At 65.1% G+C, this 21,418-nt stretch carries 20 protein-coding genes and 1 tRNA gene; 6 read left to right on the forward strand and 15 right to left on the reverse strand.

Annotated elements, in window-relative coordinates:
• The first annotated feature begins 137 nt into the window (after window positions 1-137).
• A complete protein-coding gene (locus AABA84_RS28765; protein WP_212246123.1) occupies window positions 138-1,160 on the forward strand; it encodes an LLM class flavin-dependent oxidoreductase in 1,023 nt (340 codons plus the stop codon).
• A 118-nt stretch (window positions 1,161-1,278) separates the two neighbouring features.
• On the opposite strand, the gene AABA84_RS28770 is transcribed toward AABA84_RS28765, so the two are convergent.
• The 6 genes from AABA84_RS28770 to AABA84_RS28795 form a co-directional block, all read right to left on the reverse strand.
• Entirely contained in the window at window positions 1,279-1,737 is a 459-nt protein-coding gene (locus tag AABA84_RS28770; RefSeq protein WP_212246125.1) for a hypothetical protein, read from the reverse strand.
• A gap of 10 nt (window positions 1,738-1,747) precedes the next feature.
• Entirely contained in the window at window positions 1,748-1,966 is a 219-nt protein-coding gene (locus AABA84_RS28775; protein ID WP_212246126.1) for a hypothetical protein, read from the reverse strand.
• 99 nt (window positions 1,967-2,065) lie between these two features.
• Window positions 2,066-3,625, reverse strand: a complete 1,560-nt coding sequence (locus AABA84_RS28780; RefSeq protein ID WP_338313840.1) for a hypothetical protein — start codon at window positions 3,623-3,625, stop codon at window positions 2,066-2,068.
• A gap of 83 nt (window positions 3,626-3,708) precedes the next feature.
• Complete coding sequence (locus AABA84_RS28785; protein WP_338313841.1) at window positions 3,709-4,848, reverse strand: glycoside hydrolase family 5 protein; 1,140 nt, start codon at window positions 4,846-4,848, stop codon at window positions 3,709-3,711.
• Window positions 4,849-4,850: 2 nt separating this feature from the next.
• A complete protein-coding gene (locus AABA84_RS28790; protein ID WP_338313842.1) occupies window positions 4,851-7,022 on the reverse strand; it encodes a GumC family protein in 2,172 nt (723 codons plus the stop codon).
• Window positions 7,023-7,148: 126 nt separating this feature from the next.
• Window positions 7,149-7,805, reverse strand: a complete 657-nt coding sequence (locus AABA84_RS28795; RefSeq protein ID WP_338313843.1) for a LysR family transcriptional regulator — start codon at window positions 7,803-7,805, stop codon at window positions 7,149-7,151.
• A gap of 151 nt (window positions 7,806-7,956) precedes the next feature.
• On the opposite strand from AABA84_RS28795, the gene AABA84_RS28800 reads away from it, so the two are divergent.
• Window positions 7,957-9,174, forward strand: a complete 1,218-nt coding sequence (locus AABA84_RS28800; RefSeq protein WP_338313844.1) for an MFS transporter — start codon at window positions 7,957-7,959, stop codon at window positions 9,172-9,174.
• On the opposite strand, the gene AABA84_RS28805 is transcribed toward AABA84_RS28800, so the two are convergent.
• Window positions 9,171-10,214 carry a zinc-binding dehydrogenase gene (locus AABA84_RS28805; protein ID WP_338313845.1) on the reverse strand — a complete coding sequence of 348 codons (1,044 nt, stop codon included), beginning with the start codon at window positions 10,212-10,214 and terminating at the stop codon, window positions 9,171-9,173. The two genes, AABA84_RS28800 and AABA84_RS28805, sit on opposite strands and share 4 nt — an antisense overlap.
• Before the next feature lie 13 nt (window positions 10,215-10,227).
• On the reverse strand, window positions 10,228-10,893 hold the full coding sequence (locus AABA84_RS28810) for a class I SAM-dependent methyltransferase (protein ID WP_246550051.1): 666 nt from the start codon (window positions 10,891-10,893) through the stop codon (window positions 10,228-10,230).
• Window positions 10,894-11,338: 445 nt separating this feature from the next.
• Here AABA84_RS28810 and AABA84_RS28815 point away from each other — a divergent pair, with 445 nt between their 5' ends.
• The 3 genes from AABA84_RS28815 to AABA84_RS35065 all read left to right on the forward strand — a co-directional run bounded on the left by AABA84_RS28815 (window position 11,339) and on the right by AABA84_RS35065 (window position 12,773).
• A complete protein-coding gene (locus AABA84_RS28815; protein ID WP_212246133.1) occupies window positions 11,339-11,824 on the forward strand; it encodes a GreA/GreB family elongation factor in 486 nt (161 codons plus the stop codon).
• A gap of 10 nt (window positions 11,825-11,834) precedes the next feature.
• On the forward strand, window positions 11,835-12,248 hold the full coding sequence (rnk, locus tag AABA84_RS28820) for a nucleoside diphosphate kinase regulator (RefSeq protein WP_212246135.1): 414 nt from the start codon (window positions 11,835-11,837) through the stop codon (window positions 12,246-12,248).
• 105 nt (window positions 12,249-12,353) lie between these two features.
• Window positions 12,354-12,773, forward strand: a complete 420-nt coding sequence (locus AABA84_RS35065; protein WP_433960967.1) for a hypothetical protein — start codon at window positions 12,354-12,356, stop codon at window positions 12,771-12,773.
• A 138-nt stretch (window positions 12,774-12,911) separates the two neighbouring features.
• Here the strand turns inward: AABA84_RS35065 and AABA84_RS28830 are convergent, their stop codons facing one another.
• Genes AABA84_RS28830 through AABA84_RS28840 form a run of 3 tightly spaced genes read right to left on the reverse strand, consistent with a single transcriptional unit; the run spans window position 12,912 to window position 16,842 of the window.
• The gene (locus AABA84_RS28830; protein ID WP_445083428.1) at window positions 12,912-13,937 is read right to left on the reverse strand and encodes a tripartite tricarboxylate transporter substrate binding protein; all 1,026 of its coding nucleotides are present in this window, start codon (window positions 13,935-13,937) and stop codon (window positions 12,912-12,914) included.
• A gap of 22 nt (window positions 13,938-13,959) precedes the next feature.
• Window positions 13,960-16,047: an acetate--CoA ligase family protein gene (locus AABA84_RS28835; RefSeq protein ID WP_338313846.1), complete on the reverse strand. Its 2,088-nt coding sequence runs from the start codon at window positions 16,045-16,047 to the stop codon at window positions 13,960-13,962.
• A 3-nt stretch (window positions 16,048-16,050) separates the two neighbouring features.
• The gene (locus AABA84_RS28840) at window positions 16,051-16,842 is read right to left on the reverse strand and encodes an enoyl-CoA hydratase/isomerase family protein (protein ID WP_338313853.1); all 792 of its coding nucleotides are present in this window, start codon (window positions 16,840-16,842) and stop codon (window positions 16,051-16,053) included.
• Window positions 16,843-17,001: 159 nt separating this feature from the next.
• Here AABA84_RS28840 and AABA84_RS28845 point away from each other — a divergent pair, with 159 nt between their 5' ends.
• Window positions 17,002-17,772, forward strand: coding sequence for an IclR family transcriptional regulator (locus tag AABA84_RS28845; RefSeq protein ID WP_338313847.1), 771 nt, complete (start codon window positions 17,002-17,004; stop codon window positions 17,770-17,772).
• Window positions 17,773-17,835: 63 nt separating this feature from the next.
• Here AABA84_RS28845 and AABA84_RS28850 read toward each other — a convergent pair whose 3' ends face one another.
• From AABA84_RS28850 to AABA84_RS28865, 4 genes are all read right to left on the reverse strand, one after another.
• Window positions 17,836-18,738 (reverse strand): hypothetical protein, encoded by a 903-nt coding sequence (locus tag AABA84_RS28850; RefSeq protein WP_338305860.1) that lies wholly within the window; start codon window positions 18,736-18,738, stop codon window positions 17,836-17,838.
• Window positions 18,739-18,797: 59 nt separating this feature from the next.
• Entirely contained in the window at window positions 18,798-19,154 is a 357-nt protein-coding gene (gene queD, locus AABA84_RS28855) for a 6-carboxytetrahydropterin synthase QueD (RefSeq protein WP_212246146.1), read from the reverse strand.
• An 84-nt stretch (window positions 19,155-19,238) separates the two neighbouring features.
• A tRNA-Arg gene (locus AABA84_RS28860) sits at window positions 19,239-19,315 on the reverse strand.
• A gap of 303 nt (window positions 19,316-19,618) precedes the next feature.
• Window positions 19,619-21,118 carry a sensor histidine kinase gene (locus AABA84_RS28865; RefSeq protein WP_212246148.1) on the reverse strand — a complete coding sequence of 500 codons (1,500 nt, stop codon included), beginning with the start codon at window positions 21,116-21,118 and terminating at the stop codon, window positions 19,619-19,621.
• Window positions 21,119-21,418: the final 300 nt, after the last annotated feature.

Consider the following 21,418-nt stretch of genomic DNA (forward strand, 5'->3'; position numbering starts at 1 on the left):
GAAGTCGAACGACCTGACGTCGTGGTGCGAACCCGGGCCTGCTTCCTCCTAGAGGCACTTACGGACACACGCCTTGCCGCCATTTTTCCCTCGGCCAGCGTCTCGCAAATTCTTCCGGTCATGCATACCTAGCCCTCATGAAAAAGATCGGATTCCTCTCCTTCGGACACTGGACCCCCTCGCCGCAATCGCAGACCCGCTCGGCCGCAGACACGCTGCTGCAATCGATCGAGCTTGCGGTCGCGGCCGAGCAGCTGGGCGCGGACGGCGCCTATTTCCGGGTGCATCATTTCGCGCGCCAACTCGCTTCGCCCTTTCCGCTGCTCGCGGCGGTCGGCGCCAGGACGAGCAGGATCGAGATCGGCACGGCCGTGATCGACATGCGCTATGAGAACCCGCTCTACATGGTGGAGGACGCTGGCAGCGCCGATCTCATCGCCGGCGGCCGGCTGCAGCTCGGCATCAGCCGCGGCTCGCCCGAGCAGGTAATCGACGGCTGGCGCTACTTTGGTTATCGGCCGGCCGACGGCCAGAGCGATGCAGACATGGGCCGGCGCCACGCGGAAGTCTTTCTCGACCTGCTCCGGGGCGAGGGTTTTGCCGAGCCCAACCCGCAGCCGATGTTTCCCAATCCGCCCGGGCTGCTCCGTCTGGAGCCGCATGCGCAAGGCCTGCGCGAGCGGATCTGGTGGGGCGCCGGCTCGAACGCCACTGCGGTGTGGGCGGCAAAGCTCGGCATGAATCTGCAAAGCTCGACGCTGAAGAACGACGAGACCGGCGAAGCCTTTCACGTGCAGCAGGCCGCGCAGATCCGTAGCTTTCGCGCCGCATGGAAGGAAGCCGGCCACGCCCGTGAGCCCCGCGTCTCCGTCAGCCGCAGCATCTTTGCGCTGATGGACGATCGCGACCGCGCCTATTTCGGCCGGGGCGGCGAAGGCGAGGACCAGATCGGCTTCATCGACCCGCAGACCCGGGCGATCTTCGGCCGGAGTTATGCCGCCGAGCCCGATGCGCTGATCGAGCAGCTGCGCCAGGACGAGGCGATCGCGGAGGCAGATACGCTGCTGTTGACGATCCCGAACCAGTTAGGGGTCGATTACTGCGCGCATGCGATCGAGGCGATCCTGAAGCACGTGGCCCCGGCGCTGGGGTGGCGGTGAGGCGGGCGGCAGTCCGATCATCAAGACGATTCACAAGAACCGGGCCGATCAGAGCGCGTCAAGCTGGCGCCTCTGACCTGCGCACGAGCTTGTTCGGGTTGCTCTTTTCCAGATGAGTTCAGCCGCCGCCGAGGCTGTGGCTGATCCGCGTGACAACGCGGTCCCATTGCCGCTTTTCGGCCGCGGGATAATTGATGAGCACGCAGTGCACATAGCCGCGCGAAAAATTGCAGCGGTCGTACCAGATCTTGTCGCGCTTGATGCTGGAGACGACGAAGAAATTCGGGGCGACACGCTTGTAGATGATGCCGGACGGCGGACTCTTCGTGGCCAGGAATGCAGCCGGCGAAAGACCCTGGCTGTTGGAAACGGCCTGTACGGTGAGATCGGCTCTGCCGTCGGAGGTGCGAAATTGCTGGCCGAAGCCGTCGGGCTTGCCTGCCAACTCCGTGAAGAGCGAAACGGGAATGTCCACCGATGTTCCGGACTCGGCGATGCGGTAGGCCGTCCAGCTCTCTGCCTGGGCGGCAGACAGCGTGGCAAGGAGCGCTGCGACAGCTGCGAATGTCGACTTCATGTCCACCTCATCACTCGCGCGGCACCAGTCGCAGCTCCATCAAGGCGATCCTTTGCAGGTTGGCGACGTTGCGCTCGCCCGCGGCGGCCGTGCGCAGGATGGATTCGGCGAGCATGTTGACGTGCGAAGCTTGCACGGGCTCCGGCAGGCTCGCAACCGCGGCTTCCAGGGCGCCCGTCATGATCGCGATCACCTCGGGTGAAAATTCAGCGTTGGAGAAGTTCTTCATCGTGCGGAGCCGGCCGTTTGTGCGACCCGCGAGACCAACGCCGGGAAAAAGTGGAAGTTCCTGAGTCAAAGCGTTTAGGTGTGCGCGCCTGACGCTGAGCTACGCCACGGACTGGTAGCCGGTGAGCTGCTCGATTCCCGTATCCTCGCGGGCGACGGCCTGCATTCTCACATGGCTGCCGATGACGAGGCCCGTGAGCGAGAGCATGAGCCCCAGCGCGAGCGGCGCGAACAAGGCCTCTTCCTGGAACAATCCGTTGAGCAGCACGACCATGACGCCGAAGCCGGCGAGACCCTGCGTCAGATATCCCGACGAGGCGTAGAGGCGCCAGGCCTTCAGCGCCATCGCGAAATAGAAGGCCAGCAGCACGAAGGCGCCAACGCCCATCTGGTACAGGAGCACGCCGATCGCGCTCTCAACCGCGCCATCAATCGTTCCGGCCGCCTGGGCGGCGCTCCAGTCGATGGAAAAGTAGCTCTCCGACAAATTGCCACCAATGCCGAGGCCCCGGCCGAAAGGTCTCTGCACAAATCCGTCCAAACCACCCATCAGTCCAATGACGTGATAGTCGCCGATCTGCAGCCCGAGGCGGATCGCCAGAACCGCAAAGGCGATCATGCCGAGGAAGCCGAGCAACAACGTCAGCACGGCGCCGATCAGACGGGTCGCGATCCAGGCCGCGACGACGAAGATCACCACGATGAGCGCGCCCTTCACGCTGCAGAAAACCAGCAGCGGCAACGCCGCGAGGGCCAGCAGCGGCCGTCCCACCGAGAACAGGAACAGGGCGAGGAAGCCGATCCCGTAAGCGAAGCTGATCGGATGCATGTTCGGACCGTTGATGCGCAGCATCTTCGAGAGGCCGAACCCTTCGAGCAGGGGCGTGTTCAGAAAGTCGAAGCTGAAGCGGTCCTTGAGGCCGACGGGCACGTTGCCGGTGGCCCTCATCTGGGCTTCCCAGACACCCGAATGAGTCGCCTTGAGCTCGTCGAAACCCCAGAACGTATAGCTGTTGGTGATGGCCAGCCAGACGTCGCGGAAGACGAGCTCGACATAGCCGCAACCGACGATGATGACCGCGAGCGTCACCAGGAACGGCGTGATGCGCACCTCATAGGTCGCGGCCGTCAGAAGCGACAGCTGGAACAGGAACAGCGGCAGCACGATATTGCGCAGATAGACCGCCGCCGGCTGTCCGTCCTGGATGAAGCCGATCGCGAAATACAGCGACACCACGGCGAGGGTGACGACACCCCAGCGCATGATCCGGTTCACCTCAGCCGACTGAGTCCTCTGGCCCAGCACGTAAAGGCCGAACGTCGCCAGCCACATGACGGAGCAGACGAGGAAATTGTAGCCCTTGATGAAGTCGAGATCGGACGGCAGCGGCACCAGCGGCGACAGGATCGAGACGAACAGGTTCTGGAAGAACAGGACAAAGATCGCGATCGCGGGCGCGTAGGTCGGGACCGCCACGACGATGGCGATGCCGACGAGGACCTCGACGGCAATGGCCAGAGCCGGATTCGCCAGATGCAGGACCGGCGCAAACCCGATCGTCGCCACGGCGATGCAGAACGTCGCGGCCAGCTCGCGCCAGGCCGGCGGCGATGTCGTGGCCTGCCCGCTGTGAACCTGCAGTGAGTCCCCGGCGCTCATCGATCGTCCTTTGGCATCGCGCGGCGATCACGATAGCGGGGCGATGGGCAAGGAGTCGTTAACGATACCGAACCGGCCCGATCTCAGCGCCGGCCGGGCCGGGGCGCACCGAGCAGCGCCCGCATCACGTCGGGATCGGGCCTGCCGGTGCTGTTGTCGACGAGGCCAAAACCCTGCGCCAGCTCCCAATGCGCCCAGCCCCAGCAATGGTCGCGGGCATAAGCGGTGACATCCGCCAGCCAGCGCAACCGGCTCTGTCTGGGGGCACCGGCTTTCAGCACACCGAATTCGTTGACGATGATCGGCCGCTTGAACTGCTGCTGCCATGCGAGCGCGGGCGCGAGCCAGCGATCGGCGCCCGGCTTGTCCTTGGCCGCGGCAATTGCAGTGTCGAGCATGCCGAGCGCCTTGGTCGCGCCCCTCTCCTGCAGATCCCGGCGGATCGCCCGAACCTTGGGATCGCCGGCGTTGATCGGATAAGGCAGGTCCATGATGTCGTGCAGCGGATCCTGCGCATCCCAGTGGCCCTGATGGGTGAACACCATGGGATCATAGAAGTGGATGGCATAGACGATGTCGGGATCCTCCAGCGGACGAAACCGCGGCAGCGAATCCGCGCGCTGCCAATTGACCGGACCGACAATGAGGGTGGTGGCGGGAAGCAACTTGCGGACGAAGCCGGCGAGCGTCTCGACCTGCCTTTGCCATGTGTCGGCATCGACATCGGGCTCGTTGAGCAGCTCGGCGAAGACGCGGTCGGCCGGATAGGAGCGAATGACCTCTGCAAGTCCGCTCCAGGCGTCCTGCATCTCGCGCAACGCCGCGTCGGGATCCTCCTTGTGCAGGCGATTGAAGCGCTCGCCGGGATGAAGATCGACCGAAATGGCGTAGCCGAGCGCGGTGAGCTGCTTCAGCGCCGTGTCGAGCACGCGCAGCGTCTCGTCGCGTTCGGCCTTCGCGGCGAAACGAGGCATCACGCGCTCGGCCGGCACCGGCAGCCGGACGTGGCTCATGCCCGCCTTGCGCAGCTGCTGCAGCAGCTCGCGGCTTGGCGGCGCACCGTTGATCCAGCCATCGGCATTGAAGCCGCGCGACAGTGCGGCGAGCCTCTCCGGCGCAACCGTCTGCGGCACGGGCACGCAAGTGCCGGCGAAGGCCGGCGGTCCGAATGAGATCGACAGGAGCATCGCAGCAGTCAGCAGACGACGGCGCGACGCAGTCATCGTCAAACCGCAAGACCCAATGCGCCGCCCTCGGGGTACGGCGCCTGCGAACCCGCAGGCGCGTGATTGACGACGAGCCCCGTCGGCACGGTCTCATACCGCGACAGCGCCGCGGTCACGCGGCGCATCGCCGCCGAACCGAGCTCGCCGGCGCGCGCCACGAGGACGATCAGGTCCGCATGCGCAGCCAGCGCGATGGCGTCGGGCTGCAAGGCGAGATTGCCGGCATGGACGATGATCAGATCGAACTCCGAGCGAATATCGTCCTCGGGACTCGCATCGGCCTTTCGGCCGGCACTGAGAAGCTCGTCGATCGACTGAAGTCCCGCCGTGGTCGAGCCGTCGTTCCATTCGGTCACCGGCGGCTGGTGGCCTGCGAATTCCGGCTGCAACCGGATCAGGACGCTCATCATGCCCCTGTTCACGGCGGCGCGGTTGAGCGAACGCGCGACGGTGTTGCCGCCGGCGCTCTTGCCGACCGACAGCACGAGGGCGACCTTGCAGCCGCGCACCGGCACGCGATCGATCCGCTCGAGCAGCGGCCGCAGATAGGCGCCGAGATCGAGCTCGGCCGGGGCGGCAATCGGTTTTTGCCAGACGGTGTTGGTGTTGGTCGCAGTCCCCTGCGCCAGATCGGGAATGCGGGCCCAGACGGGAAGCCGCGGCATCGCCTCGGGCCGGGGCGCGGCCGCGACGGAAGGCGGGATTTGCGCTTGGGCCTGCTGCTGGACTTGCCGGCCTTGCATGTCCTCTGCCGCCGCGTGCACGGCAGCCTCGGCAGGCGCGGGCCCGCCGGACATGCTCGTCATCGCAGCAATTGCGGCAGTCGATGTCAGCAGCGAGCCGATCGCCAGCGCCGCCAGCAGCAGAGCGAGCGGCGGACGGGTCGAGCGCAGCGGCGGAATGGCGGACGACGCGATCTTGGTCTGGGAGTTTTGCAGCTGACGCTGCTCACTGGTCGTCTTGAACCGCGACAGGAACTGCTCGTAGATGTTCCTGTTGGCATCGGCGTCCCGCTGCAGCTCCTGCAGCTTCACCAGCGCCTGGCCGTCGACCAGCATCTGGGTCTCGACCGTCTTGAGCTGCTTTTCCAGCGCGTTCTGCTGCTCCAGCTGAGCCTCATATTCGGACTTGGCCGTATCGATGTTCTTCTTCCGCTCGACCTCGATCTGCCGGTTGATATCCGCCAGCTGGCTGTAGGAGATCGCGAGGTCGGGATGGCGCTCGCCGTACACCGCCTTCTTCTGCGCGATCTGGTCGTTCAGCGTCGAGCGCTGCGCACGCAGCATGCTCAAAAGGTCCTGCTTCACGGGACCCTCGACATTGGCCTTGAGATCGCGTTGCACCTGCTCGTAGCGCGCCTTGGCTTCCTCGGTGCGAAGACGGGCGGCGGAGACCTGCTGATTGAGATCGGTCACCCGCAATTGCTGCGTGGTTGAATCCTTGCCGGCATTGAGGATCTTGTGCTCGAGCCTGAAGGCGGCGACGGCGTCTTCCGACGCGCGCAGCCGTTCGTTCAACGTCTTCAGCCGGTCCTTGAGCCAGTCGGCCGCCTCGTCCGTGGCCTCGGTGCGGACACGGCCCTGGCTGGCAACGAAGGCCGCGGCGATGGCGTTGGCGTAGTAAGCGGCGCGCTCGGAGCGGTTCGAGGTGAAGGAAATCGCAATGACGTAGGTGAGCCCGCGCCGCGTGATCTCGAGACGGTTGCGGAATTTTTCGAGCAGGCGCGTCATGTCGGTATGACCGCCCGCGATGTCATCGTCATCAGCGATCTTGAGCTGCTCGATCAGGGGGCGGAGAAAGCCGTCCGATTTGGCGATCTCGATCTGGCTCTGAAGCGCCGCGGCGTCCTGGCCGATGCCCGGCAGCACCTCCTGATCCGAGGTCACGCGCAGCTCCCGGGGATCGAGCACGACCAGAGCCGTCGCGGCGTACCGGACCGGCAGAACCATCAGAGCGACGACGCCGAGGGCGAACAGCGCCAGCGCCAGCGTCAAAATCCGCCGGCCGTTCTCGCGCAGGAAAGACAGCACGCCGGTAACGGTCAGCGATCCCTTGATAAGTGCCGGCGCGGCGCCGTCGGGTTTCATCCGCGCAGCCCGCGGCGCTTCCCACGAAGCCGCAGGCTCCGTCGGGGCGATGCTTCGCGGAGTTGCGCGGCTACCGAACGCCATGGGCTCGACTCGAAATCAACTGACAGACGAAATTCAGAGGCTTTCGACACCGTAAATATCCATGGTTAACCGGCGGTTACGGCCGGGGTGCGAAGCCGTCATGGCAAAACCTGCGAATAGGCTCGTTCAGGCGGAAAAGAACGGCTTGGATGGTCTGCGTGCCGGCCTTGCCGCACTGGCGGCCAGCGGCGCCCTCGGCGCGGCCGGCCGCGCGTGCTCGACATCGCCAAGCAGGCACGACCGCAAGGTTTCGATCTCCGGACAATCTGCGGTGCCGAGCGGGCCGATCAGGAAGCCGCTCTGCAGGGGCTCGCATTTGTAGCCGGGACAGCGCTGCACCCTGTCCGCAATCACGACGTCGACCTTGCCTTCGAGCAGCTCGTGCAGCCCCGCCGGCTGGCTGATGCGAATGGCGAGCTGGGGCTCGGCCCGGCGGAACTGCGCCAGGCGCGCCCGCAACGCATCGATCGCAAAACTGGCGTGGAGCCCGATATGCAGCAGGCTTGTGACGCCCTCGGGCTTGAGCTCGGCGGTGGCCTCGGCAAGGCAACGAAACGCCTCCCGGACCCGCGCCAGATAGGTTTCGCCGGCAGAGGTCAGAATGATCTGCCGTGTCCGCCGCTCGAACAGCTGCACCCCCAGCCGCTCCTCCAAGAGGCGGACTTGCTGGCTGACGGCACCGGCTGTGACGTGCAGCTCGTGAGCGGCCTGCTTGAAGCTGAGATGACGGGCGGCGGCCTCGAAGGCGCGAAGGGCATTGAGTGGCGGCAGCAGATACGTCATGGCCGGCTCCGGGCGATGCGGGAAGGCCGGCAGGATGCATGAGTTTCGCTCGCCCGACAAAACAGAAATCCTGCTTTGTCGCCGGCGGCGGCGAGCGATACCCCAGGGCCGGTCTCCATGCAGCCCGAGGAAACCCGCCGCAGTGCCTGACATGCCGTCGATCGAAAATTCCTATTCCTGGATTCGCCTCACCGTCTCCATGGCCCTCAGCACACTGGGCTGCGTCGGCATGTGGTCGCTGGTCGTGGCGTTGCCAGCGGTGCAGGCCGATTTCAACGCGCCGCGCGCCGAGGCGACCCTGCCCTACACATTCGCCATCATCGGCTTCATGATCGGCGGCATCGTTATCGGCCGCCTGACAGATCGCTTCGGCATCCTGCCGCCGCTGGCCGGGGGCACGGTCCTGATGAGCCTCGGCTACGTCCTCACCGCCTTCGCTCCGAACCTGTTCGTGTTCGCGATCATCTCAGGCGTCACGATCGGGCTCGGCGGCGCAGCCAGCTTCGCGCCCCTGGTCGCCGACGCCTCGCTGTGGTTCGACAGGCACCGCGGCCTTGCGATTTCCCTGGCGATGGCCGGCAGCTCTCTTGCCGGCGTGGTCTGGCCACCCATCGTCCAGCATGCCATCGCCGCGCATGGTTGGCGGCAGACCCATATCGGCATCGGCCTGTTCTGCCTCGCAACGATGCTGCCGCTTTGTCTGGTTCTGCGGCGACGGCCGGTCTTCCACAAGGCTGCGCGCGAGGCGGCGAGCCGCGGCAGCACAATACAGGCGATCGGCCTGTCTCCCAGCGTCACCCAGGGCCTGCTGGCCCTGGCCGGCATCTGCTGCTGCGTCGCCATGGCGATGCCGCAGGTCCATCTGGTCGCCTATTGCGGCGACCTCGGCTACGGCTCTGCGCGCGGTGCCGAAATGCTGGCGGTCATGCTCGGCTTCAGCGTGGCGAGCCGCTTTGTTTTCGGCTGGCTGTTGAACCGCATCGGCGGCCTGCCGACCTTGCTGCTGGGCTCGGCGATGCAGGCCATGGCACTCGCGCTCTACCTGCCGTTCAACGGGCTGGTCTCGCTCTACGTCGTATCCGCCATTTTCGGCCTGGCGCAGGGCGGCATCGTGCCGAGCTATGCGGTGATCATCCGCGAGCTGTTCCCGGCGCGGGAAGCCGGCTTTCGCGTCAGCCTTGCCATCTCGGTCACGCTCGCCGGCATGGCGCTGGGGGCCTGGATGGCCGGCGCGATCTACGACTGGACCGGCTCCTACGCGTCGGCGCTGGTCAACGGCATCGCCTGGAATGTCGTGAACATGGCGATCGCGGCCTGGCTGCTGCAGCGCCAGCGCCGACGTATCGTCGGCGCCTTCGCTCCGGCCTAGCTGATGTTCAGCAGGATCCGCCCCGAGGTGCCGCTGCGCATCAGGTCGAGCGCATCGTTGACGTCGTCGAGTGCGAACTCGTGGGTCACGATCCCGCGGTAGCTCACCTTGCCGGCGTCGCTCAGGCGAACGAGACGCGGGATGTCGCGCGCGGGCTGGCATTGCCCGCCTTCCGAGCCCTTCAGCACCTTCTCGAAGTGTAACGGCAGCGTGTAGATCTCGGCCTTCTCGCGGGGAACGCCGACCAGGATGCAGCGGCCTTTCTTCGCCGTAATCTCGTAGGCGAGCTCGATCAGATTCTTGACGCCCGTGGTCTCGACGACCTTGTCGGGTCCGTCGGCCCCGGTGATGGACCGAACCGCGGCAGCGACATCCTTGACCGCTTCTGAGTTGATGGTGTGAGTGGCGCCGAAATCCTTCGCCATCGCCAGCTTGTTGTCGAGGCGGTCGATCGCGATGACGGGATAGGCGCCGACCATCGCGGCGAACTGCACGATGTTCAACCCGACGCCGCCGACACCGAACACGACGACGGCTTCGCCGATGGCGATCTGCGCGTCGTTGTTGACGACGCCGAGCGCGGTCGTCACCGCGCAGCCGAGCAGCGGCGCGCTGGTGCGGTCGATCGAGGCCGGAACGGGCGTGACACGGTTCTCGGAGACCACGGCATATTCGTTGAAGGTGGTGACCCAGCCCGCATTGAGGCGCTTGCCGCGCCAGGAATAAGCCGGCGTATTGGACTGGATGCCCTTGCCGGGCCGCCAATGCATGACGACGGTGTCGCCTTGCTTGCAGGAGACGACGCCGGGTCCGGTTTCGACGATCGTGGCCAGCGCTTCGTGCCCCAAAAGGTGCGGCAGGAATTTGTCGACGCCTTTGACGGCGTCGATCTCGTTGATTTGCGCGCCGCAGATGCTCGACGTGTGCACATGCGCGAGCACCTGGCCGTGTTCGAGCCTGTCGGGCAAGGTGAACTCGTCGACGATCAGCGGCTTGCCCGATTCGACGAGAATGGCTGCCTTGGCAGTCTTGATGTCCATGAGGAGCGCCCGATCACTCGAAATAGATGAATTCGTAATCGCCGGTGTAACCGAGCTTGCCGTACAGCCAGATCCATTCCGACGTATGCAGGATGGACTCCGCCGTCAGCGCCCAGCATTCGAGGTTGTGCAATTCGGCGACGTTCCGGTAGCCCTCGACCATGACGTATTTGTTCTTGCCGACCCGCTCGACCTCCTTGAGCGCCGCTTCGAGCTCGTAGAGCCGGAGATTGTGCAGGGTGCCGAGCGAGATCACGAGGTCGAAGCTCTTGTCGCCATAGGGATAGATGTCCTGGGCGCGGTAGTTGAAGAGGTAGGGCTTCACCTGCTCGTGCGCATTTTCGAGGCCGTGCTTGGAGATATCGAAGCCGACGACCTTCAAGCCCGGCAGGATCTTCTGCATCTCGTACAGCAGAAAGCCCTTGCCGCAGCCGACGTCGAGCACGCTGGAGCCGTCCTTCAGGCCGTAGGTCTCGATCAGCGCCTTGGCGACCGGCGCCCAGCGCCCCTCGATGAAACGATAGCCGCCATAGCCGAAGCGGCGGTCGCCGTCCCAATAGTCGGCCTCGTATTCCCGCGCCTTCAGCGAACAGCCGATCTTGTCGTCGTTCATGCGGCCCATGTAGTCGCGCTTCGTCGCCGTATGCAGCGGCGTCACGATATTCAGTAGTCGTCCCATTGAGCCCTCAGATTCCAACACGCGCTGCGATTGCCGCGACCGGCTGGGGAGCCCTGAGTCGCGACTTGCGAGTCGCTCTAGCATTGGTGATCGTGATCATCATTGCTTCAGATCAATGATGGGGGATCCTGAGACGGGACCGTCAGCCGCCGGCGGAGGTTCCGTTGCTGGCGGCTGAGCCGTGGACTCTGCAGCTCGCATCGCCGCCAAATCAAAGACTGCCGGCGACGGTTCGATCGCTCGCGACTGTGCGGTTTCGCCGCAATGTTGTCAGTGAAATGAATCACTATAGTAAGGACGTCATGGCATACGTCGTCGACATAGATGCGCGCACCGCGCGCTTTGGTCTTCACGCCGGCCGCCTCCAAGCAGGCGGTTAGCCGGACGGTGTTCGCGCCGTCCGGGCTCTTTTCCAGCTTTCGTGACCTCCATCCGAGAGGTCGTATTGAAGCAGAAGGAGTGTGCCGTGCTGCCTCTTCCAAAAATCGCGCTCACCGCATCGGACTATCCGCGACTCGAACAGCTTGCCCGCCTTGCCGCCCAAAAAGGCGACCTGGACGGGATATTCCTCATAAGTGAGATCAACCGCGCCGACATCGTGCCGAACGATTGGGACGATCTCCGTTCGCGGGTGACCGTGGGATCATGGGTCACGTATTGCACGAATTGGGGCGTTCCGCGTCGCATCGTGCAATTGGTCTGGCCCGAGGAGTGTTGGTCGGATCCCGCCCGCATTTCGGTCCTGACACCTTTGGGGGCCGCTTTGATCGGCCTGAGGGTTGGCGACCAAATGCCATACCTCCTCGCCGGCTGCCTGAACGTCGTCAGGGTTCAGAGCGTCACCCGATCAAGCCCCAACGTCGTCCCTCTCTTCCGGGCTCATCGGCGAAGCAAGCCGCTCGATGACGATCCCGGACCAACTGCAGCATAGGAGACATCAAATGCACAACTTCGAAGCCGAGATTCGGCGCGACCAGCCGGCGTTGCCACCGATCAAGATCACTGAAGACGAATCGCGGCGTCTCAGCTCGCTGGCGAATTCGACCATGGATCTGTTTCCCCGTGTCGCCCAGTTTCTGGCGCGCGAGCTGGAGCGCGCGTCGGTCGCCGCAGAGAGCGATTTGCGCGGCGTGGTCAGGATGGGCTCCAAAGTGACCTATCGCGATGACGAGACGGGTGCGAGCCGGGAGATCATGCTGGTCTATCCGCACGAGGCGAATATCGAGCTCAACCGGATCTCGATCCTGACGCCTGTTGGAGCGGCCCTGATCGGCCTCTCAATGGGGCAGCGGATCGAGTTCGAGACGCCCGACAAACGCGTCAAGAGGCTGACCGTCCTCGCCGTCTCCGAATGAGGAAGGCAGATACGACGGAGCATAACGCTCGTGCGATAGCGGCACGCCGCCGGATGGCGGGCCGCTGAATCGCCGGTGATCTCGTAAGAGTTCCACGGACGACCCGTGGCGGAAGTTGTTGCCGCGCAAGTTGCTTCCGAGCTTCGTCAGGCATGCTCCGGCAGAGCGAACTCGAACGAGCACGGCGCGGAGCGGCGGCGTCACAAGAACACCGCCTCGCGTCCGCAATTGGCTCTCGCCAGGCAGACAACGGAAACCGCCATGAAAAACATCAGTGCCGGCCAGATCGCCCTGTTGGTCGCTCTCGGAGCCATGTTGATCCTCACGGGCGTTTGGGGATTTTCAGTCTGGGGAGCCAGCAGCGGGGTCGAAATGGGCAAGCATGGCTGGATCGCGCTTGGCCTCGGAGCTTTCTTCTCCCTGCTCATCGGCTGCGGGCTGATGGCCCTGATGTTCTTCAGCAGCCGCAGCGGTCACGATGATGTCGCCGATCCCTTCCGCCGGCGTGACGGTGAGGATAGCTAGGAGCAAGGCGCGCTCGCGCGACGTTTCGTATCCTCCAGGGACCTATCTGGGCTACGACGGTCTGCGTCACTCCTGCCCATAATGGGCACGCGGCAATGTGCTCTCCGAGGGTCTCAAAAGCGATTCATGCGCGGCTCGCTATTGCACCTCGATGTTGGCGTCCTTGACCAGCTTGCGCCAGCGCTCCTCCTCCTGCCCGACATAGCGATCGAGCTGTTCCGGAGCGCCGCCGACCATGATCAGGCCTTCGTTGGCCTCCAGTTTCTTGAAAGCACCGGACTGAACCGCCTTGGCGATCGTCTGATTGAGACGCGCAATCACCGGAGCGGGCGTCCTGGCCGGAGCGTACAGTCCGTACCAGGACTCGGCGGCGTAACCGGGAACCCCGGCCTCGGCGACCGCAGGCAATTGCGGAAATGCCGCCGAACGTTCGGCGGACGTGACAGCCAGCGCCCGGAGCTGGCCTGCAGCCACCAGCGAGGCCGCGCTGGCCACCGTGGTGAACATCACGTCGATCTGTCCACCTAAGAGATCGCTGATCGCAGGCGCGGCGCCCTTGTAGGGCACAGCCGTCATCTTGACCTTCGCCATCGCATTGAACAGTTCGCCCGCGAGATGAGCCGAGGTGCCGGTGCCGAACGTTCCGAAATTGAGCTTGCCGGGATTGGCCTTGGCTTCAGCGATCAAATCCGAGATCGAGTTGATCTTGGAGGCCGGATTGACCACGACGATATTGAAAGACCGCGCGATCAGCGAGATCGCCGCGAAATCCTGGTGCGGATCGAACGGCAGCTTCTTGTACAGGCTCGGGTTGACCGCGTGCGCGAAGGTCGCCATCAGAAGCGAATAGCCGTCGGGCTCGCTGGTGGCCACCGTCTGGGTCCCGATGATGGTCCCGGCGCCCGGCTTGTTCTCGATGATGACGGACTTGCCGAGGTCCGTCTGGATTTCCTGCGCGGTCGTTCGCGCGATGATGTCGGTCCCGCCGCCGGCTGCGAAGGGCACCACGATCTTGATGATCTTGTCGGGATATTCGGCGCGCGCCGGCGTCAGTCCGAGCCCCGCGACGACAGCGCAGGCGAGGATGGCGAGACCTCGCCGACGCCGCATGGCGCAACCGTTTCCGCGAGCTCGGTCGTGCTTGATGATATCGCCACAGGCCATCTAAAACTCCATCCGATTTTGTTCAGACATCGAGAACAACCAATCCGTCGGCCGCCTTCACGCCCTGGCCCGCCGGCAATACGAACACCGGATTGATCTCCGCCTCTGAAAGTCGATCACCGAGCTGCGCAACCATGCGCGAGAAAGCGACGACCGCTTCCGCGAGCGCTTCGACATCGCATGTCGGCCGGCCCCGAAAACCGTCCAGCAACGGCCAGGTGACGAGATCGCGCGCCATCGCTTTCGCCTCGGACAGGCTGAGGCCGCCTTCCGGCCGAAGCAGGCGCATCGTCGTGTCCTTGAACAACTCGGCCGCGACGCCGCCCATGCCGAGAAGGATGGCCGTTCCCAGGGGATCGCGATGCATTCCGAGAATGATCTCGACGCCGGCTGAAATCATCTCCTGAACCAGGAATTGGGCGGGCCGCGTCCCGGCCCTGGCCTCGACCTCATCCGCCATCGCCGTCAGGCGGCTGCCGATCGTCTCGGCAGTCAGGTTGACCGCGACGCCGCCGACATCGCTCTTGTGCGCGATCTCGCGCGAGAGAATCTTGAGCACGACCCGGCCGCCGAGGTCGCGCGCCGCCTGCTCCGCTTCCCGCGCCGTTGCGACCACTTTCTCTGCAGCGACAGGAATCCCGAAGCGGGCGAACAGCGTCTTTGCCTGTGCTTCATCGAGCGAACCAGTCGGGAAGTCGCTGATATCGGCCGTCGTCAGGGGCGAGCTGGATGTCTGGACCTGCTCCGGCATTCCGGCCCGCAACAGCCCGTCGAGCGCAGCAGCGCAGCTCTCGGCGGAGGTGTAAGCAGGGACGCCGCGCCGGGTGAGGACGGAAACCACCTCGGGCGCGTGAGGACTCACATAGGCAATGACCGGCTTGTCGCTGAGCGGCAGGCAGTCGTGGATGGCATCGGCCATCAGGCCCGGCGATCCCACCGCTGACGAGCCGGCAATGACGACCAGCGCATCGTAGGACGGACTTGCCAGCAGGATGCGGATCGCGGCACGAAGCAGATCCGGCTGCAGACCGGCCAGGGTCACATCGATCGGATTGCGATCGAGATTGGCCTGCGGTCCCGACTGCAAGGCGCGCAATTGCGCGGCCGTCTCTGCGTCGGGGGTGGGCGTTGCAAAGCCGGCGATGCCGAGACTGTCTGATACGATCGTGCCGGCGCCGCCGGTCGAGGTGAGGATCGCAACACGCCGGCCAGACAGCTTCCGTCCCACGCTGAGGGCTGCGGGAATGTCGAGCAGGTCTTCGAACGTCCTGGCGCGGATCACGCCGAGTTGCCTGAACAAGGCGTCGTACATGCGATCGGAACCGGCCAGCGCGCCGGTGTGCGACACGGCCGCTTGTGCGCCTGCCTCCGATCGACCGATCTTGAAAGCGACGATTGGCTTGCCGGCGCGTCGCGCTTTCAGGACCGACTCGCGAAAGCGAGATGGATTGCGGATCGCCTCGACATAGAGCGCAATGACGCTGGTTGCGCTGTCGCCGGCGAGAAAGTCGATGAAATCAGCGAGCTCGAGATCGGCTTCGTTGCTGGTCGATACCAGCTTCGACAGCCCTACCCCGCGCGCCGCGGCGCGCGACAGCAGGGCGCCGAGAATGCCACCGCTTTGCGAGACCAATCCGATGGACCCTGCCGGGAAGTCATCCATCGCCAGCGCGCCCGACGCCGAAAGCACGATATTGTCAGTGAGATTGACGAGGCCGATCGTGTTCGGCCCGAGGATGCGCATGGAGCCGGCGGCCTGCATGAGCTGCTTCTGGCGCGCGGCGCCTTCCGCCCCTGTTTCGGTGAAGCCGCTGGCGAGAACGATCGCCGCCGCGGCCCCCCGCTCGGACAATTCGCGCACCGCGACGTGCGCGCGTTCGGCGCCGAGCAGGACAAGGCCGACGTCAGGCACATCAGGCAGAGAGGCGATGTCGGGGTAGCAGGTCAGACCGCCGACGTCCGCGACCCTCGGATTGACGGGATAGATCGCACCCGTAAATCCGTGCTTCCGGAGATAGGACACCGGCCGCCCCGACGTCTTGCTCGGGTCTGCCGACGCACCGATGACAGCGACGCTGCGGGGGCGGATCAGGCGTTCGATCGCATCCATCGCTCAATCCTTCGACGCGGATTGCGCAAGGAACGCCGTCACGGCGTCGCGATGCTCTGCGCTGGTGTAGCAGATGGCCTGCGCCTGGCTGCCGAGACTGAAAATGTCGTGCGCGGAATGCTCGAACGTCTCGTTCAGGATCTTCTTGCCCAGCGCAAGCGCAGTGGGAGAGCCCTGAGCCAGTTCGACCGCCCAGGCCTGCGCTGCCGACAGCAGCTCCGTTGAGGCCACCTTGCGATCGACGATGCCGAGCGCGAGCGCTTCGTCGGCCTCGACGACGCGCCCGGTGAAGATCAGCTCCTTGGCCCTGGGAAGCCCGACCCGGCGGGGCAAGAAATACAGGCCGCCGCCGTCGGGGATCAAACCTCGCTTGATGTAGGACCAGGTGAATTTCGATCGTTCCGTTGCCATCACGAAGTCGCAGGCCAGCGCGGTATCCGCACCGAGACCCGCCGCGGCGCCGTTGACGGCGGCGATCGTCGGTTTCGGCAGGCCCAGCAACAGCGATTGCACGTGGTGCACGCCCTGCTGACGGCTCCATCCGTTGAATGCAACCTCGCCCTGCGGCGCCGCGAGCCGGCGCTTCATCCCGCTGATGTCGCCGCCGGCGCAAAACGCGCTGCCGCGCCCCGTCAGCACCAGAGCCTTGATGGCCCTGTCGCGAGCCACGGTTTCGAGCGCACCGACGAACTCGGCGCGCATGTCGTCGCTCATGGCGTTGCGCCGGTCTGGCCGGTTGAATGCAATCGTCGCGACACCGGCCTCGACGGAAAATTCGATGAGCTGATAGGACATGGCAGGCTCCGTTCGGGCTCCCGAATGCCGATTTCGGGCCGTACCGTTTCCTCGTTGGGCCCCAGCGCGGCCGGGCATTCTTCTTCCCGGTGCTGTAGCGGCTTGCGCCCCCCGGAACATCCCCCTATTTCCACTTAGTGGAAATGACGGAGGACCCGGATGGCGCGCAATTATGCGGGCGGGGTTAATGGCAACCGCTCACTCGAACGGGGCATCGAGATCCTCCGGGCGTTCCGGCCCGGCGTCGACACGCTGGGCAACGGCGAGATTGCGGAGCGAACAGGATTGCCACGATCGACGGTCAGCCGGCTGACGCGAACGCTGGTCAATTCCGGGATGCTCGACGAAGTCCTTAACCAGCGGACCTATCGCCTTGCCGCGTCCGTCATCAGCATCGGTCACGCGATGCGAACGGGGTCACCCGTGCTCAACGCGATCGGAGCGATGATGCGGGCCGAATCGGCCAAGCGCCGGCTCAACGTCGGGCTCGCGACCGCGGATCGGGCCATGATGGTCTATCTCGAGTCGATCCGCTACAGCCCGCGCGCGGCGCTGCGCAACGTGGTTGCCGGCCAGCAGGTCCCGATGGAGTTGACGTCGCTGGGTCGCGCCTATCTGGCCGGCATTGCCGAGGCCGAGTGCGAGCGGTTGCTGAAACTATTCAAACGGCGCAGCGCTGCGGCCACGAAGGCGCTGCTTGCGGACGTCAGGACATCGATACGCTCGGTCGAACGCAACGGCTATTGCGCGGTGTCGTGGCAACCCGGCGTTCTCGCCGTTGCCACGCCCATCGTGCTGGACGGGCTTCCGGTCTACGCGCTCAACATGAGCCTGCAGAATGTCGATCGGTCCGAGGCGCTGGCCAGCGAGATCGGCGCCTACCTCAACGCCTTCGCGGCCAAGTGCAAGGAGGCGCTGGCGGGCCGGTGAAGCCGGTCGGCCGCGGCGTAGGCGCTTGGCCAGTCGCCTATCGGAAGAGATCACCCGGCGCCGTTACAATTTTCCATAGACCCTCCCCGCGACCGCCTTCAGGCGCTCGACCGAGCCGGATTCCGGATGCGGCTTGACCGGCGCGAACAGGATCGAAGCCTGCCTGCCGTTCTTCCAGACATAGATGGTGACGGCGTTGCCGTTGCCCTTGGTGCAGGAATGCTCGCCGAACGCTTCACTGCCGAGCTCTTGTATCGCCGCGTGCTTGCAGGGGCCTGCGCGTTTCATCATGCCGATGGCGGTGTCGCGCGAGGTCGCGATCACCGCGACAGTCATGGTGTTGGCCTCGCGATCGAACATCATGCAGCTGCCCGCGCCGGTGCGCTGGACCGTCAGCGTGCTTGTGTCGAGAAAGCCATCGGCATCCGCGGCCGTGAGCCACTCGCAATTGCCGAACCGCTCGCTGCTCTTGCTCACGCTGGCGATGGCAACGCGCGCGGCTTCGGTGAGCGGCCCGAGCAGCGCATCGTCGGCACGCCGGCCGATCGGATAGACGGTGATCTGCAGAATGTAATCGCCGGACAAGGCGACGACCGAGGCCTCCTGGCGCTCTGCGCCGGCCGCGCTCGTTCCGCCCTGGCCTTCGTCGCCGATCCCCGCGACTGCGTTGAGCGGCATGCGCTCGGCCAGCGTCTTGACGAAGGTCGCGTACAATTCCCTGGCGCGGTCCTTGTCGGGATTGCGGAACACGGACAGCATCATCGTGTCGCCGCGCCCGGCCTGGTAGATGCAGCCGCGGCCGTCCTGATTTGAAATCAGCGACCATTTGAGCGCCGGCATCGCACGAGCGAGCTCCTGGGCGCTGATGAACGGGCAGGTCTCGGCCGCGGCTGCGGGAAGCACCGGGGCGGCTGCGATGGCAAGGAGCAGAACGAGGCAGGAGAACAGACGATCAATGGTGCGCATGCGACGTACTTACTACCGAAATGGCGCCCCCGGAACGGCGCGAACGGCGCGGGCCGTCGTCACTGCCCGTTATATTCGGCCCAGCAGTCCGCCGTCTCATAGACCCGGACGGCCGACAGCTGCCGAAGGCTCGGCTTCAACCGGTCCCAGATCCAGATCGCAATATTCTCGGCGGTCGGGTTCTCGAGGCCTTCGACCTCGTTCAGGCAGTGGTGGTCCAGTGCGCCCATGATGTCGGCGAAGCTTTTTTCGATGTCGAAGAAATCCGCGACGAAGCCGGTGTGCGGATCGACCGGTCCGTCCAGCTGGACCTCGACCCGATAGGAATGACCATGCAGCCGCCGGCATCGGTGGGTCTCAGGCACGTTCGGCAGCCGATGCGCCGCCTCGAACTTGAACGCCTGCGATATCTTCATTCCGCTCCTCACACGGCGTAGCCATCCGGTCTCGGGCCCGTCTGGCGACCAGATGCTGCTTTGTCCTGACCTCTCGTCGAAGAATGGCGCGCCCGGAACGATTCGAACGTCCGACCCTCAGATTCGTAGTCTGATGCTCTATCCAGCTGAGCTACGGGCGCGTTTTTCGCGAACAGTGCGGACCTAAGCCCGCAGGCAGCCTCCGGACAGCGCCGGAGGGGTGCGAAAGAGCGCTCTGACTAACCGCTCTTGCCCCGATTGGCAAGGTCCGGGATGGGGAGATTTTGCAAGGAAATGACGGGGGTCGGTGTCATTCCGGGATGGCCCAATGGGCCAGGCCCGGAATTCCTAACCCCGGCTAGTGGCTATGGATTCCGGGCTCGCGACGTCGTCGCGCCCCGGAATGACGGATAGATGGGGGCTCCAGACCCCGGAATGACGGAAGAAACTCGGCCTCTGGCCGACTACGCCCGCTGCCGCTCGTTGCGGATGGAGAGAAGCTCCACGGGGCGGTCGGGGATGACGATGCGGAAGGTGGCGCCGATGGTGCCTTCGACCAGGTGGATGTCGCCGCCATGGGCGCGGACCAGCTCGGCGGCAATCGCAAGGCCAAGGCCGCTGCCGCCGGGGCGGCCGGAGGTCTGGAACGCCTCGAACAGGTGCTCCCGGGTCTTCGGGGGGACACCGGGGCCGGTGTCGGAAACCTCGAGAATTGCGACGGCGCCCTCGCGTTTTCCCGTGATCCGGATCTGCTGCACTCCGCCCTCGCCGGAGGCGTGACTTTCCAGCGCCTGGGCGGCGTTGCGGACGAGGTTGAGCAGCACCCGGAACAGCTGATCGGGATCGGCATCGATCGCAAGCCCGCGATCGATCGCGGCGACCCAGGCGATCGAGGCGTCGGAGGCGAGGCCCGCGGTCTCGCGCACCTCCAGCACGACAGGCTCGATCAGGATCATGCGGCGGTCCGGCGCAGCCTCCTGGGCGCGGCCGTACGACAGCGTTGACTGGCAGAAGGCGATGGCGCGCTCGAGCGAACGCACCAGCTTTGGCGCAAAGCGCTGCACCCGCGGATCGGGCACGCTGGCGAGCTGATCCGACAGCAGCTGCGCCGAGGCCAGCAGATTGCGCAGATCGTGGTTGATCTTGGACACCGCGAGGCCGAGCGCGGCGAGCCGGCTCTTCTGATGCAGCATCGACATCAGATCGCGCTGCATGTCCGACAATTCGCGCTCGGCGACCCCGATCTCGTCGCTGCGCTGGCTCGGCACGATGATTCCGGCCGAGCTTTCGGGGTTCTCGTGGAAGCCGACCAGGCTCGCGGTCAGCCGCCGCATCGGGCGCACGAAGAGATAATGGAGCGCGAGATAGACGAGGCCCGCGGTCAGCGCCGCGATGATCAGCGCGACCACCACGACGTTGCGGGAGAACCGGTACATCTGCTGCCGCAGCGGCAGCTCGTCGGTCACGATCTCGATGAACTGGGCCGTGCCGACGCCGGGCCCGACGATGCGGATGGCCTGGTTGCCGGTCTCCAGCATCATCCGGAACGAGCCGGTGATCGCCTCCCACGCCGTCATGTCGCGCAGGTCGATGTCATGCTCGATGGCGGTCGGCAAATTGTCGCTGGCGAGCAGCCGGCGCTGCTGGCCCATCTTGATGGCGACGGCGCGGGCATTGATACTTTTCAGGATCTGCCGCGACAGCGAATCGGGAACCATGCCGAGCGGCGCCGCGTCCAGCACCAGCGCCGCCGTGTTGGCGGCGGCGACGCGGTCGTTCAGCCGGTTGACCCAGAAGTTGGCGATGGCGGGCACATAAAGCAGGCTGGCCGCGATCATCACCAGGGGAATGGTGAGCAGCAGCAGCTTGCCTGACAGCCCAAGCCCACGCGTCCCGCGGGGGCGCATCGCCGGCGGGTCCGGCTGATCCTGATCCTGGACCGGCTGGAGGTCTGTCGCTGCCACGAAATACGCCCTCGCTGCCTTTGGCGGGTGAAGGATTGGCGGGTATGAAGATGCGGCCCGACCCCGGTCCGGTCAAATTACGGATCGCTAATCTGCCGAGGTGGGATGTAAGCGCTGATATCGCGAGTCGCCACCTCAAGGGTTAAAAACCCCGCACAAACAGCGATATTCACCGGAATCGTGCGCTTGTGCGGCGTTGACGAAAACAAGGCGCTCGCTTATAAGCCGGCCAAATTGTCCGCGATGACCCGGTGCGACACCGGGAGCGGCTCTCTTGGGGCCGGAAACGGCCCGTTTTGG

The organism is Bradyrhizobium sp. TM239, from assembly GCF_036247985.1.
In the GTDB taxonomy this organism is placed as follows: domain Bacteria; phylum Pseudomonadota; class Alphaproteobacteria; order Rhizobiales; family Xanthobacteraceae; genus Bradyrhizobium; species Bradyrhizobium ottawaense.